The organism is Dyadobacter psychrophilus (assembly GCF_900167945.1).
Lineage (GTDB): Bacteria > Bacteroidota > Bacteroidia > Cytophagales > Spirosomataceae > Dyadobacter > Dyadobacter psychrophilus.
Genome location: NZ_FUZA01000005.1, coordinates 355,125 through 369,203 on the forward strand (window position 1 = coordinate 355,125; position 14,079 = coordinate 369,203).

Genomic DNA, 14,079 nt, shown 5'->3' on the forward strand with positions numbered 1-14,079 from the left:
CAGCACGAACGCCCAGCCGCAGGGATTTTTGATTTGAATCGTTAAATTAGACTGCACCTAAAAATTTTTAGTCATGGAAAAAGAAATTATTATTCAGCTTTTTGATAGAGATCTAAAAAAACTACGGGCCGAAATTGAGACTTATCCCTCTGAGGAATCGCTTTGGGTGCGGTTGCCGGGCACGATAAACACGGGCGGGAATCTTTGCCAGCATTTAATTGGTAATCTGAGGACATATGTCGGACTTACGCTGGGGAATGTTCATTATGTAAGAAACCGTGATGCCGAATTTGCGGAGCGGCTTTTTACCAAATCGGAGCTGCTCCTGGAACTGGATAACTTACTGCCTGTTGTCGTGGAATCCGTAAAAGAGCTATCCGTTACCCAGCTGGAAAGTGAGTATCCGCGCAACGTTCTGGATATGTTCCCTAATCAAACCACAACGTTGGTCCTGACCCATTTATTAACACATCTATCTTACCACTTAGGCCAGATCAATTATCACAGACGCTGGGTCTCGGCCGCAAATCCTGAGTAATCTAGTTAAAGCACATTACAACTATTAAAATGAACATTAAGTTAGAGGAAGATCTGGCGCATTGGGACATGATTCTGGAAGATGTAAAAAACAGAAGTCTGGATTTTTTGAATCACCTGAATGATTTGCCTACTTACGCACCCGACCAGCGAGCTGAGGCTGAGGTGTTGGAAATGAACGGATCAGGGACTCTGAAAAGTCTGGAAATGTTTCGGGAAAAATACCAGAAACTGATGGTAGCCAGCCCGGGACCGAGATATTGGGGCTTTGTCACGGGAGGAGCAACGCCGGCTGCTATCGCGGGCGACTGGCTCACAGCAGTGTTTGATCAGAATACGCAAGGCACAAAGGGATCGGGTGACGTTTCGGCAATTGTTGAGAAGGAAACAATCCGTCTGTTGTGCCAATTGCTGGGTCTGCCCGAGGATTTTAACGGCGGATTTGTGACGGGTGCAACTATGTCTAATTTTACAGGGCTGGCCGTAGGAAGACAATGGGCTGGTAAGAAAATCGGTGTTGACGTTTCCAGAGAGGGAATGTCTTCGGAAATTGTCGTGATGGCAGCGACGCCGCATTCTTCTGTAATCAAATCGCTCTCCATGCTGGGTTTTGGAAGTAACAATTTATTCAAAATCAATGTCCTGGCAGGACGTGAAGCCATGGACCTTGCGGACCTGGAAGCGAAATTAATTGAACATAACGGCCAACCCATCATTGTCAATTGCAGCGCCGGAACAGTTAATACTGTTGATTTTGATGACATTGCTGCAATCGTCGCGTTGAAAGAAAAATACAGTTTTTGGCTGCATATCGACGCTGCTTTCGGTGGCTTTGCGGCGTGCTCGCCGGCGCACAGCCACCTGCTGGCGGGGTGGGAGCAGGCGGACAGCATTACCATTGACTGCCACAAATGGGTGAATGTGCCGTACGACAGCGCCGTAATTCTGGTTAGAAAGCAGCATGATCGTTTGCAGGTGGAAACTTTTCAAAACACCAATGCTCCTTATCTCGGAGATCCATCTGAAAATTTTTCTTATTTGAATTTCCTGCCAGAAAACTCACGCAGGTTTCGTGCGCTGCCTGCGTGGTTTGGATTGGTTGCTTATGGAAAATCGGGTTATCAATGGATTGTTGAAAACAGCATTGCCCGCGCAAATGAACTGGGGAATTATATTACCGGGAGTGTGTTTTTCGAACTTGCCGCGCCGGTTCGGCTTAATGTGGTCACTTTCAGGCTCCGTGGCACTGAGGAGACGATGGGTTTTTTGGATCAGATGAATAAAAACGGAAAGGTTTTTATGACTCCGACCACATTGGACGGGATAAGTTGCGTGCGGGCTGCATTCGTGAATTATCGCACAACCGCTGCCGATATCGTCACTGCAATAAATGAAATGGAGGCTGCCTATCATATTGTGCTAAAACATTGATATGCAGTGGGAACTATTACGACAAGGATTAGGGTTTGTCTTTTATCGGGAAAAATTTGGACTCAAATAACGCCTGAAATGACCATAAACCCTTCTCCGTGTGAAAAAACTTTACTTCCTCTTTGGGGCATTACTGCCCTTATGTGCTGTTGCGCAATGTCCTGTCGATCTTGAACTGACCACGCAAGCCGAGGTTTCGGCTTTTCAGGCCACTTATACGGGCTGTACAAATATTACTGGAAATCTTACGATTAACGGAACCGATATTGATGATCTGAGCAACCTGATTACGCTGACAGATGTTGGTGGAAACCTGCTGATAAACGGCAATCCGCTGTTGCAAAATCTTACCGGACTGGAAAATATAGTTGCAGTGGGAGGCGATCTGGAAGTCTCAGAAAATGCCGGCCTTCTTAATTTGGAAGCATTGGCTAATGTTGCGCAAATAAACGGCAGCCTCATCATTGGCGATAACGATTTACTGACTGATCTGGCCGGGCTTACCAGCATTCACACCATCGGGCTTGATCTTGTAATTGGAGCCAATGACCTGTTGACCACACTGTCACCACTCGTTATCAGCAGTTTAGGGCGGGATTTGCGGCTTGGGTTCAACGAGTCGCTGGTAAATTTTGCAGGGCTCGAAAATATCACCACCGTGCCTGGTTACGTAGAAATCACGGGAAACACTACGCTGGTGAATATGTCGGGATTGAATGGCCTTACATCGATCGGAGAAGATCTTTATATAGATTTCAATGATAATCTGGTCAATCTTGAAGGACTGGAAAATCTGATAACGATCGAGTCTGACTTTTATATGGAGGAAAATGGCAGCCTGGTCAGCCTCACAGGTCTGGAAGGACTGAAAACTATCAAGGATGATGTTGAGATCAATTACCACGATGCCCTGATCGATCTTTCGGGTTTCAGCGGGCTTACTACAATTGGCGGCGCGCTGATACTCCAAAACAATTTTGGCCTTGAATCATTGGACGGACTTGAAGGTGTGACGTCATTTGGAGAGGAAGTTTTGCTTTCCTTCAATCCGTTTCTGGAAAATCTAGATGGACTTTCAGGAGTGACATCCATCGGCCCGTTAGGATTTGCTTCGTTTTTAAACTTTTCATTATCAGATATTGCGGGACTCTCCGCATTGGAATCGATCGACGGTGACCTGATCATTGTCGGAAATGCAAGCCTTGTTAATCTCGCCGGTTTGGAAAATCTGGAAGCCATTGGTGATGGTAGTTCGTTGGTCATCGCATCTAATCCGCAGCTCGAAAACATGACTGCGCTTTCCGGACTTACGACCGTTGGCAATTTGAATGTCGACGACAATGAAGTTTTGACAAGCCTTGCCGGATTGAATAATCTGGTGACGATCACTGATTCTTTATCTGTCTCGGCTAATGCATTGCTCGAAAATCTGGATGGCCTGGAAAATCTGAAAACCATTGGCGGCAGTGTGACAATATTCCAAAATTCACTTTTAGCTTCACTTTCCGGCCTGGGCAAACTTCAATCAATTGGTGGTGCCTACCTTTGGATTTCGGAAAATCCGGAGCTTGAAATGTGCGCAATTCCGCCGGTTTGCCAATATCTTTCCAACGAAACGCCTGAATTGCTCGATATATCGGCCAACAAACCCGGATGCAACTCGGAGACAGAAGTTTTAGACGCTTGTGCTGCGCTTCCCGTGACACTGATTAGTTTCGAAGTCAAAAAGGAACATTATACTGCGTTGCTCTCGTGGTCCACCAGTGCGGAGACAAACAGCGATTTTTTCGCTGTGCAACACAGCCCGGAAGGCAGGAACTGGCAGACAATTGGCATAATGAAGGCAAAAGGTGAAAGTGTTGCGGTGCAGCCTTACACATTCAGCCATAGCGCCCCGGTCAATGGTAATAATTTTTACCGGTTAAAAATGGCCGATAAAGATGGTTCCTACGCTTATAGCCAGATTCATTATCTCAATTTTTTCAATTTGCCGGAGATCGCTTCTATTTTTCCAAACCCGGTATTTGAAAAGTTATCCGTTCAGGTGGCTGAGGGAGCTGCGATTGCGAAAGTTGAAATCATCAATGCGCAAGGAAAAATTTCATATCTGGCTGATTTTGGACAAAACAAAAAAGCAGGATCCGAGTTGCAGGTCGGGCATTTGCCCACAGGCCTTTATCATGTGACATTAACCGACAGTAACGGAAAAAAAGAAATCAAAAAGATCATTAAAAAGTAGCATCAGCGCGAATGTCACGTTCACGCTGCCTGTTCCACAGCTTTCGGATGGTTAATAAACCGCCAGCTTCCGGACGAGACTTCGCCCGTTCACAGTAACTTTCAGCAGATAAATACCCGCAGTCATATTATCGGGTAAAAATGGCACTGCCGCTTCCGTCAGTGTCATTTTCTTTTCCTCTAAAACGCGCCCTGAAACGTCCATTAATGTAAGTTCAGCTTTCACAGTTGCCTTTTCCGCAAGCCTGATCTGCATTTGCTGCGCCGCAGATGGGTTAGGGATTACCTCAATGTCAAATGCTTGCTTGCTTGGGTCAACAGCCAGAATAATTTCCTGCAATCGAATCGAAGTAATAGCCGAATAGCGAAGCCGTCCGTCCAGCGCGACCATTTTAAGGCGGTAATAGATGGTTTGGTCGAAATCCAGGTCCGGGCTTTGTTCATCTTTGAAGCTGTAATTTTTATTCACTGTCGAGTTTGGCCCGCCTGCAACGCGTCCAATTTCAGACCATTTCAAATCACCTTGTGCGCGTTCAATGAAAAAATGGGAGAATTCGTTTTCAAATTCCGTTGTCCAGCTTAGTGTAACCACATTTGCGGGATCGGCAGCACGTGAAAATGCGATGAGCTTAACCGGTTCGGGCAAAGTTACTTTTACGTGAAAAACATCATTAATGCAGTTTTGCTCGTCTTTCACATGAAAGTCGGCAGTTTTATGAGGCGCAACGGTTATGGAGGAGGTCTTGGCACCGGTATTCCACACATGTGCACCGATGAACGAAGATTTCAATTCAATGCTTTCCCCGGCGTTGATCTCAACAGTTGTTTCTTTATTTACATCTTTTTCAATCGTGAACTGATCATAAATGACGCCATCAAGCCCGATCCATTTGGCGTCCAGCCGGTTGGCTTCCACTTCCAACACCATGCCGCCCGAACGTTCCGCGTCCGAATAATACATGGCCTTATGCGGAAAACCTGCCGCTTTGGAACCTAACTGGCCCGCAGAGCCCGAAACCACATACACCGTTCCTTTATTGGAATCCGTCTTTTTGAAATACGGACAGGACTGCGGCGAGGCATCATATCTTCCCGAAGAATTGCTGAGATTATGCGTCGCCGGATCGAATGTATCCGCCTTGTCATAATGTCCCTGGATCAGGCGGGACCGCTCGTACACGTGGCTGTGCCCGCAAAGGATCAGGTCTACACCGTTTCTTTCAAGGATGCGGATGAAGTTTTCCCGTATTTTGATCAGGTCACTTTCCGTTTCCGAATTGCGCGAACCTTGTGAATAAGGCGGATGGTGCCAGTAAGCCACGATCCAGTCCTTGTTTTTATTTGCCGCCAGATCCTTTTTGATCCACTGAACCTGCCTGCCAAGCGTGTCATACAGACGGGTTGCCTGGTCTTCCTTGCCATAAGAATCCAGCGACAGAAAATGCACATTACCATAATCGTAGGAGTAAAAAGCCTGCGATTCGGATGCTACGCCGCCTGCTTCACCTTGCGTCGGCATGGTGAAAATCTGGTAATAGGGAATATTATGGTCGTTTTGCCGGTCCGGGTTGTCGTTATTGTAATCGTGGTTTCCGGGGGCCGGAAACACAGGATTTTTTTTCAGGAAAGCATATTTATAGTGATTGAAAAAATTGGACTGATATTCTGCGTCCTTTCCGAAAGCGTACGCATTGTCGCCCAGCAGCAACAAAGCGTTCATGTAATTTTGCCCCAAATATTTTGCTATACTTTCACGCACCATTCCCTGGGTTGCCGAGTTAGTTCCGCAGTCTCCCAAAACCCCAAACCTGTATTTCCCTTTTGTGCCCGGTATTGGTGCCGTTTCAAAATAATTTTCCTGGTCGCCTTCCAGCACCTCATTAGCATAACCAATGGAATAATAATAACGGGTAGCCGGATCAAGCCCCGAGAGTTGGACCGCATGCTCCGTAGCCTTCGCGGAAAGCTCCACGTTCGTTGTCAACGCGGACGGTGTAAGGCCGTATCGGACCATGCTCGTGGTGGCCACGTCCGTTCGCCAGCGTACTACCATGCTCGTGGACGTTGCGGATTGCAGGTAAGGCCCGCGCAGCAGCGTGGTTTGCGAAAAGGCAGCATTGAATACGCAAAGCAGGAGGGGCAGTAGTAAATTTTTTTTCATATTTTATCCGTTAGGGCATTCAAAAATGCGATAATGTCTTTCTTTTCCTGGTCGGTCAGATGGAGTTGTAGGGGCGAGAGCGTTTGCCGGGGCAGGTCAAGTCCCAACCCTGCGCCGCCGCCCTTATCATAAAAATCAATCACTTTTTCCAGAGAAGTAAATGCTCCGTTGTGCATATACGGACCGGTTACCGCGGCGTTTCTCACAGTCGGTGTTTTGAATGCTGCCTCATAGTAAGGTGTGGCGCGCACATCCATGCGTCCGTTGTCCGGGTCTTTCTGGGGATTTGAAAGATCGTCTGTCGCAGTTGTGCCGATGACCTCAAATTCTGTCAGTGCGTAAAACGGTGGGATGAGCCCATTAAATAGCGGAGCGAAATGGCAAGTCCCACATTGCGCTTTGCCCATAAACAAGTTGAAGCCATTAACCTGGGAATCTGTTAAAGCACGCTGATCTCCGGCCATGTAGCGATCAAAATCCGAGTTGTAAGGGTTCAAAGTTTTGATAAAAGCAGCCAGAGCGGAATAGATTTGCTGCTCGTCCGGTTTTTGTGTTCGTTTTTTAGGAAAAGCTCTTTTAAATTGGCCTTTGTAAGACTTGTCTTTGAGAAAAAGTTGCATGCTCCGTGCCGGTATCGCATTCATTTCAGCAGAATCGCGCATCACGGTTTCAATTTGTTCTTCCAATGTTTTAGCCCGCCCGTCCCAAAACTGATTTTGTTGCGCTGCCGCATAAAAGAGAGTAGGAGCATTGCGTCTGACCGTTGAATGCGGATTAAGGCCAACGCTCTTCGGCAGACCGTCGGTAAAATAATTGGCGGGGTTGTGGCAGGAAGCACAGCTTTTGGAGCCGTTGCCCGAGAGTCGCGTTTCGAAAAACAGTTTTTTGCCAAGTTCAGCCTGCTTCTTTGTGAGATCATTATCATTCACTTCGCCCGCCGGTTGTAAAGCAGAGGGGTTGAACATATGCCCCGCATCGTAACGCAGCATGCCGGGTGGCGCAGAATCCAGCTTCATTTCCCTAATCAACACATTCAAATGCTTTTGAAGCGGCAACGCATAGCCGGTAAGAAATTTGAGCCGGTCAAACGAGTCAAATTCAGGGTTATTTCGAAGGAACCTTAGTGAATTCCCCAAATAGTGGAAGACGCTGTCCTTTTTATTTTTGGCGAGATAGGGCTTTAATGTGAGGGCAATTGTCTCCATGGCTACTGTGGATTCCCAAATACCACTTTTCAACATGGGAGCGTCAAATCCGGAGATTCCCAGTGCAATAATGCGAATGAGTTCCAGCCTTACTGCTGCCAGGATCTGTTTATCATTGGTTTCGAATTTGTACAAAAGCGCATGCAGATCGTTGGCAGCATTGCTTAATAATTCAGCCTGAACGAGCAATTCCTTCTTTGAATCGATGGTAGTAACGCTGTCAAACAAGATGGCTTCCATATACTGCATGCCAGCTGGCTCCATGTATTCCAGATGTGGTTCTTCGATCTCGTTTTTCGGGGGGCGGTTGTAAATCCTGGAAGAAGTGAAAAAGAAATGTTCAAGAAAGTACTCGATCCGCTTGTAGGCTAACCGGCTATAAATCAGCTTCGTTTTTGTAATATCAATTGTTTCCTGTCGATCAGGATCTATGTTTTGGATTGCAGTTGAGAGATCGGCTAAACTGAGCGCATAGGACTTCGAGTCCACTTTGAACCGCGCCACGCTCTGCTCCACACCAACCGTTCGGGGAGGATGTTTTGTGGAAAAGGCAAGGACAAGAAAGGAGGCAAAAAACAGCAGGGTAAAATTTTTCCTCATTGGCAAAGGGTTCGTTTGCTACCCTAATATTACAGAGAAAAATCAAATTTTCCCGCGTTGCGGCGTTCGCTTGCGTATAGTGGATCACGTGCCGATTTGAGATCGTGCGGTTTCACTGTGAATTGTCTGGCATAGTAATTTATGAAACGGCCTGAAAATGATCCGTTTCGAGCGCTGAAACATTGCGGAAGGAAAAAGCGGGTCGCACATTCATCAACATTCATATTAACGTAATGATCGATACACCAATTTCCAACGATTTTTCTACAAATCATTTGCAGCGTTTGAACATTTCAGGAAGCGGTGAGCCGGATTCGCTCCCGAAAAACCTGCTTTGTTTCTCTCACCTAAGGTGGGATTTTGTTTACCAACGGCCGCAGCATTTGTTAACGCGCTTTTCGGATATTGCGGCGGTTTATTTTCTAGAAGAGCCGATCTTCGGGAAAACGGACGTTCCATATCTCACATTTTCTCAGCGGTTGCCTGATCTTTGGGTTTGTGTGCCGCATTTGGCGGATGGCCTCACAAAAAATGAGGTCAACGCCCAGCTGCGCGAGCTGATCCGTGTATTTTTTATAAATAAAAAACTGGATGAGTTTATTTTCTGGTATTACACGCCTATGGCGCTTGAATTTTCATCGCATCTCTCGCCGGGACTGACTGTGTACGATTGTATGGACGAATTGTCGGCATTCAAATTTGCACCGGAAAAGTTGAAGTCTCTGGAAAAGAATTTGCTGAACAAAGCGGACATTGTTTTCACAGGCGGGCATTCACTTTTTGAGTCTAAAAAAAATCTGCACGCAAACATTCACCCGTTTCCGAGCAGTATTGACAAAAAGCATTTTGGCCAGGCCAGAAAACAAAATTCCGAGCCCGCAGACCAGGCCGGCATCAAAGGGCCGAAAATTGGATTTTATGGCGTAATCGATGAGCGCTTTGACATTGAGCTGATCAGGGAAATTGCCGTAAAGCGACCGGACTGGAACATTGTATTAATAGGGCCCGTTGTGAAGATTGACCCGAAAACATTGCCTCAAAGCAGTAACATTCATTATCTGGGATCGAAATCCTATGCGCAGTTGCCGGCTTATCTTTCGGGATGGGACGTTGCTATGGTTCCGTTTCTGCTGAATGAATCCACGCGTTTTATCAGCCCTACCAAGACGCCTGAGTATTTGTGCGCGGGCAAACCTGTTGTTTCCACACCCATCCGCGACGTGGTCAATCCTTATGGAAAGAACAAATTGGTTTCGATTGGAAAAAATGGCAATGATTTTGTCGAAGCGATCGCGTATTGGCTTAAAATGAGTGATAAAAAAGAATGGCTGGGTAATGTTGATAAATTTTTATTAACCAATTCATGGGACCTTACGTGTGCTGATATGACTGACTATATGACGTCCGCATACCGGAACCGGAAAGTTGTGGCGATGCCAACGCACGCAGTCTCCAAATTGCAGAGCGAACAATGAGCCGTCACGACAGCCAGATGGTCAGCAATCCATTTAAGACTTTTTGGATGGGCGGGTTCGAGTGCGCGGACCAGCTTAATCTCCACGGTGACCGCGTCGATCTGCTGAATGCGACCGGTCACCTGGAATTGATTGAAGAGGATTACCGGATGTTGAAGCAGTTCAACATTGCCACGGTACGCGAGGGGATCCGGTGGAGCCAGGTTGAGTATGAACCTTACCGTTATGATTTCAGCGCTGTGAAGCGCATGATGTTGGCTGGCCGGAAATTTGAAATCCAGCAGATCTGGGATATTTGTCACTTTGGGTATCCATCCGATCTCAACCCTTTGCATCCCCATTTCACGAAGCGTTTTGTGGCGCTTTGCAAGGCTTTTGCTTTTTTCTACAATCATTTATCACCGGAAATGCCGCTCATTGTGACGCCTATTAATGAGGTTGGTTTCATTTCGTGGTTGGCAGGTGATGCAGCGGGAACGGCTCCATATTGTAAAAATAACGGGTGGGAAATGAAGTATGCACTCATGCGCGCCTACATTGCGGGCGTGCAGGCGCTCAAAGCCTACGATCCGCGGATCAGGATCCTGACAACGGAACCATTAATTAATATTGTCCCCGAAACTGGCGCTACTACGGAAGAGATATTGAATGCAAAAGCCGCACATGACCTGCAATATCAGGCGATGGATATGTTATGCGGCAGGATCTGCCCGGAACTGGGTGGAAAGCCTGAGTATCTGGATATGCTTGGATTTAACTACTATTATAACAATCAGTGGGTTGCAGAATCACATTTTTACATGGGCTGGAATGATCCTGTTCCCGATCCAAGGTTGCGCAGCCTGTCGGATCTATTACTGGAAGCACATATGCGTTATGATGTGCCGGTGGTTTTGAGCGAAACGAGCCATCCGCTGGAAGACAGGCCGATATGGATCAAGATGGTGGCTGAGGAAAGTTGCAAACTGGTGCGCGAAGGCATTCCGCTGTGGGGCGTTTGCTATTATCCCGTGATCGACAGGCCAGACTGGGATGATCTCACTAACTGGCACCACTCGGGGATATGGGATGCGGATCCATTGTCGCCTGTGCGTGGGCGCGTGTTGAATGAGCCGGCCGCAAACGCATTGTTGTACGGACAGGCGAATTTGCAGCAGGTTCTTGCTACGGCACAGAATCAGTATGCATATAAAAGGAAAGATCGGACGTCAATGCTGGACTATATTACTAAATTGCCAGGCAAGATTATGTCAGATCTATTTTCGCATGCAGACGACGTTTCCCAGGCTTGACATTGGCCCGCTTTCCGAATATAAGGAGGACGATGTCATGATCAGCCGGTTTGAAGATTATTTGAAAGAACATCAGAACCTGGTGTTCCCGCACCGGCACAACTTTTACCATCTGGTGTTCTTTACGGAAGGTGGCGGGTTCCATACCATTGACTTCAACCATTTCAATGTATACCCGCCACAGATCTATTTTATGATCCCGGGCCAAGTGCATTCCTGGGATTTTGAGGGTGAGATGAAGGGATATGTTGTCAATTTTTCAGAATCATTTTTCCAGTCGTTCCTGCTCAGACCCGACTATCTCGACTCCTTTTCTTTTTTTGATGGAGACAGTTCCAATAACGTAGTTGCCGTAAGGAAAGACATACAGCCAAACATTGTCGGGCTTTTTGAAGAATTACTATTGCAAGCTGGAAACGCGAAATTTCGGGAAGACATTATCCGTGTTTTACTCTTGCACATTTTCTTGCTTCTGGAACAGAGCAATGCGCAGGACAAAAAACAAAATGCCCGTCATCAGCAAAACCCGTTGATCAGGAACTTTCAAAAGCTAATCGAAAAAAATTTTACAAAGATTAAACAGCCAGGGGAATATGCTGATTTACTGCACGTTACACCCAATCACCTTAATGCGCTTTGCAAGGAACATTTGAGCTTGCAGGCGGGAGCAGTGATCAGGAACAGGATTGTGCTGGAAGCGAAAAGATTGCTCATCAATCTGGATTTCACAGTGTCCGAGATTGCTTACAAGCTGAATTTTAACGATAATTCTTATTTTACCCGATTTTTTAAAAAGGAGACAGGCATGACGCCCGAAGTTTTCCGGGCGAAATCTGCCAACCATTCGGCTAAACTTTAGTGCTTTACCGCCTCCTGGTCCTGTGGCTTGATGAACAATGCAAGCCATGATCGACGGGCCAAACGATAAAAATAAGGTGTCAGAATGATAAGGACCGGAATGATGGACATTAAGAAATAATCCAGATACGGTTCGAAAAAGTTTACGAAGATCAAAAAATAGATCACCATAAAGGCGACATAAAATGAATAGCTCATGTACAACGCGCCCTGGTAGAAGCCCGGTTCAGGGACCAGATTCTCGCCGCAATGCGGACAGCGCTTATTCATTTTATCGAAATTTTTCAGATTGTAGGCGCTTTTTGTAATGAAAAAATCACCCACACCACATCTGGGGCATTTATTAAAAAGAACGCTATATAATTTACTTGGCTTTGCCATGGCATCGAAGTTTTGAATTGACACAAATTTCGCCAGAAATCAGCTCAGAAAGAAAGACTGATGGTATGTTTTATGGCACTGATCAACGATTGACTAAAAAACCGTGCTTGATTTTGCTGTAAAAATTCAGCGGCCGGTCAGCGCAGGTTATTAATGTAATGCGACATCTGCGGAACGTCCAAAATGTGGTCAATTACGGTGTGCATCATGGCATAATGCGGCATGTAGGGCATCTGGGCAGTATCCGGATTCTGTACAATGGTCGTGCCGCCAGCTTTCTTTACCTGGGACAGGCCTTTTGTCCCGTCTTCGTTTGCTCCAGATAGCAGTAGCGCCACCAGTGAAGGTCCGTACACTTCCGCTGCGGACTCAAATGTGACATCAATGCTGGGGCGGCTGAAATTGATCTTTTCGGAATAGTCTAGAGAGAAACTTTCTTGCTTTTCTATCAGCAAATGATAATCTGCCGGTGCCAGATAAATGTGTCCCGCCCGGATCACATCCTTATCCTCCACCTCGCGGGTAGGCGACATTGTTTTTGTGGACAGTAAATCAGAAAGAGAGGAATCTGCGGAATGGCGGCGGTGCAGCACGATGATAATGGCAAATGGCAAGTTGCTTTTCAACAAAGGCAACAGGTTGAAAAGCACCTGCAGGCTGCCCGCAGATCCGCCGATTATCAGCGCTTTTACGGCCTTTGCTACATGATTTTCTTCCATATTTTCTCCCGGTTAAGCTGCTTGAACTTGTTCTGTATCACCGAAAATTTAAGCGTTTCCTTTGTGCCCAATGCCAGGTATCCAAGCGTTCCCAAGCTGGCGTCAAAAAGTTTCAAAACCCTGTCCTGCAAGTCTTTATCAAAATAAATAAGCACATTTCTGCACAAAATGAGGTCAAATTCATTGAATGAACTGTCAGAAACCAGGTTATGGGTTGAAATAATGATCTTTTCCGAAAGCTCTTTGTTGAACTTCGCCTGCCCGTAATTGGCTGTATAATATTCAGAAAAGTCTTTCAGCCCGCCTGATTCAATGTAGCTTTCGGAATATTGCTTCATTTGCTGCAACGGAAAAATGCCTTTCCTTACTTTTTCGAGGACACTTGGATTGAGATCTGTGGCATATAGCAGTGATTTTCGAAGTAAGCCGGCTTCTTTCAATAAAATAGCCATGGAAAACACTTCCTCACCCGTGGAGCAGCCTGCATGCCAGATCCTTATAAACGGCTTTGTGCCCAACACAGGCAGTATATCGTCCCGCAAAGACTTATAAAAGGAAGGGTCGCGAAACATCTCTGTAACATTTACAGTGATTTCCTCAACAAACCTTTTCAGATAACTTTCATCTGTCCTGACCTTATACCGGAATTCCGCAAAACTTGGGAATTTATCGATGGAAACAAGACGGACAATGCGCCTTTTAAGGGACGCTTTGGAATAGCTGGTAAAGTCGTACCCATAAATGTCCAGCAAGTCAGTTAGCAGCAATTCAACATCCTCGTCCTCAATCATCTTTTCTATATGTCTTTTAAAAGCTGCAACAATTTTTCGACATCGATGGGCTTCGAAATGTAGTCGTCCGCTCCCGCCCGCAGGCATTTTTCACGGTCGCCCACCATGGCTTGCGCGGTAACTGCATACACCGGCGTATTTTTCCTGCTATCTATTTTTTTGATCAGGGGAATGGCATCATAGCCATCCATTTCGGGCATCATCATATCGATCAGAATCGCGTCAACGGCTTCATCCGTTCTTAGCAAATCCAATGCCTCAGGCGCGCCGCTGCACGAAATACAGTCGTATGACTTTGCTTTTAAAGTCGCTTTCAGGGCAAAAATGTTACGTGCATCATCGTCAATAATCAGCACTTTTTTCTTATTCATAGAGAGGTCATTTCCGGCGA

At 46.3% G+C, this 14,079-nt stretch carries 12 protein-coding genes; 6 read left to right on the plus strand and 6 right to left on the minus strand.

The features are described 5' to 3' along the window. The first annotated feature begins 73 nt into the window (after positions 1 to 73). The 3 genes from B5X68_RS19470 to B5X68_RS19480 all read left to right on the plus strand — a co-directional run bounded on the left by B5X68_RS19470 (position 74) and on the right by B5X68_RS19480 (position 4,207). On the plus strand, positions 74 to 538 hold the full coding sequence (locus B5X68_RS19470; RefSeq protein ID WP_082216431.1) for a DUF1572 family protein: 465 nt from the start codon (positions 74 to 76) through the stop codon (positions 536 to 538). Between the two features lie 29 nt (positions 539 to 567). Then, positions 568 to 1,968: a pyridoxal phosphate-dependent decarboxylase family protein gene (locus B5X68_RS19475; RefSeq protein ID WP_082216432.1), complete on the plus strand. Its 1,401-nt coding sequence runs from the start codon at positions 568 to 570 to the stop codon at positions 1,966 to 1,968. A gap of 100 nt (positions 1,969 to 2,068) precedes the next feature. Then, complete coding sequence (locus tag B5X68_RS19480; protein ID WP_082216433.1) at positions 2,069 to 4,207, plus strand: T9SS type A sorting domain-containing protein; 2,139 nt, start codon at positions 2,069 to 2,071, stop codon at positions 4,205 to 4,207. Positions 4,208 to 4,258: 51 nt separating this feature from the next. Here the strand turns inward: B5X68_RS19480 and B5X68_RS19485 are convergent, their stop codons facing one another. Beyond that, complete coding sequence (locus B5X68_RS19485; protein WP_082216434.1) at positions 4,259 to 6,367, minus strand: metallophosphoesterase; 2,109 nt, start codon at positions 6,365 to 6,367, stop codon at positions 4,259 to 4,261. After that, positions 6,364 to 8,172 (minus strand): cytochrome-c peroxidase, encoded by a 1,809-nt coding sequence (locus B5X68_RS19490; RefSeq protein WP_082216435.1) that lies wholly within the window; start codon positions 8,170 to 8,172, stop codon positions 6,364 to 6,366. Before B5X68_RS19490 ends, B5X68_RS19485 begins: the two co-directional genes overlap by 4 nt. 182 nt (positions 8,173 to 8,354) lie before the next feature. Between B5X68_RS19490 and B5X68_RS19500 the strand changes: the two genes are divergently transcribed. The 3 genes from B5X68_RS19500 to B5X68_RS19510 are packed head-to-tail and all read left to right on the plus strand — an operon-like array spanning position 8,355 to position 11,798. Beyond that, positions 8,355 to 9,647, plus strand: a complete 1,293-nt coding sequence (locus tag B5X68_RS19500) for a glycosyltransferase family 1 protein (protein WP_229208492.1) — start codon at positions 8,355 to 8,357, stop codon at positions 9,645 to 9,647. Beyond that, positions 9,644 to 10,939, plus strand: a complete 1,296-nt coding sequence (locus B5X68_RS19505) for an amine oxidase (RefSeq protein WP_229208493.1) — start codon at positions 9,644 to 9,646, stop codon at positions 10,937 to 10,939. Before B5X68_RS19500 ends, B5X68_RS19505 begins: the two co-directional genes overlap by 4 nt. Next, the gene (locus B5X68_RS19510; RefSeq protein WP_082216438.1) at positions 10,914 to 11,798 is read left to right on the plus strand and encodes a helix-turn-helix domain-containing protein; all 885 of its coding nucleotides are present in this window, start codon (positions 10,914 to 10,916) and stop codon (positions 11,796 to 11,798) included. The genes B5X68_RS19505 and B5X68_RS19510 overlap by 26 nt, the downstream gene beginning before the upstream one ends. Here the strand turns inward: B5X68_RS19510 and B5X68_RS19515 are convergent. From B5X68_RS19515 to B5X68_RS19530, 4 genes are all read right to left on the minus strand, one after another. Next, entirely contained in the window at positions 11,795 to 12,178 is a 384-nt protein-coding gene (locus tag B5X68_RS19515; RefSeq protein WP_082216439.1) for a DUF983 domain-containing protein, read from the minus strand. The genes B5X68_RS19510 and B5X68_RS19515 overlap by 4 nt on opposite strands. A 137-nt stretch (positions 12,179 to 12,315) precedes the next feature. Next, positions 12,316 to 12,897, minus strand: a complete 582-nt coding sequence (locus B5X68_RS19520; protein WP_082216440.1) for a chemotaxis protein CheB — start codon at positions 12,895 to 12,897, stop codon at positions 12,316 to 12,318. Then, positions 12,879 to 13,688: a CheR family methyltransferase gene (locus tag B5X68_RS19525; protein WP_082216441.1), complete on the minus strand. Its 810-nt coding sequence runs from the start codon at positions 13,686 to 13,688 to the stop codon at positions 12,879 to 12,881. The genes B5X68_RS19520 and B5X68_RS19525 overlap by 19 nt, the downstream gene beginning before the upstream one ends. A gap of 5 nt (positions 13,689 to 13,693) precedes the next feature. After that, a complete protein-coding gene (locus B5X68_RS19530) occupies positions 13,694 to 14,059 on the minus strand; it encodes a response regulator (RefSeq protein WP_082216558.1) in 366 nt (121 codons plus the stop codon). Positions 14,060 to 14,079 lie beyond the last annotated feature (20 nt).

Excerpts from the sequence above, each read along its gene's own strand:
- B5X68_RS19510 (WP_082216438.1), top strand. The coding sequence starts at position 10,914 with ATGCAGACGACGTTTCCCAGGCTTGACATTGGCCCGCTTTCCGAATAT.
- B5X68_RS19520 (WP_082216440.1), bottom strand. The coding sequence starts at position 12,897 with ATGGAAGAAAATCATGTAGCAAAGGCCGTAAAAGCGCTGATAATCGGC.
- B5X68_RS19530 (WP_082216558.1), bottom strand. The coding sequence starts at position 14,059 with ATGAATAAGAAAAAAGTGCTGATTATTGACGATGATGCACGTAACATT.
- B5X68_RS19505 (WP_229208493.1), top strand. The coding sequence starts at position 9,644 with ATGAGCCGTCACGACAGCCAGATGGTCAGCAATCCATTTAAGACTTTT.
- B5X68_RS19515 (WP_082216439.1), bottom strand. The coding sequence starts at position 12,178 with ATGGCAAAGCCAAGTAAATTATATAGCGTTCTTTTTAATAAATGCCCC.
- B5X68_RS19475 (WP_082216432.1), top strand. The coding sequence starts at position 568 with ATGAACATTAAGTTAGAGGAAGATCTGGCGCATTGGGACATGATTCTG.
- B5X68_RS19470 (WP_082216431.1), top strand. The coding sequence starts at position 74 with ATGGAAAAAGAAATTATTATTCAGCTTTTTGATAGAGATCTAAAAAAA.
- B5X68_RS19485 (WP_082216434.1), bottom strand. The coding sequence starts at position 6,367 with ATGAAAAAAAATTTACTACTGCCCCTCCTGCTTTGCGTATTCAATGCT.
- B5X68_RS19490 (WP_082216435.1), bottom strand. The coding sequence starts at position 8,172 with ATGAGGAAAAATTTTACCCTGCTGTTTTTTGCCTCCTTTCTTGTCCTT.
- B5X68_RS19525 (WP_082216441.1), bottom strand. The coding sequence starts at position 13,688 with ATGATTGAGGACGAGGATGTTGAATTGCTGCTAACTGACTTGCTGGAC.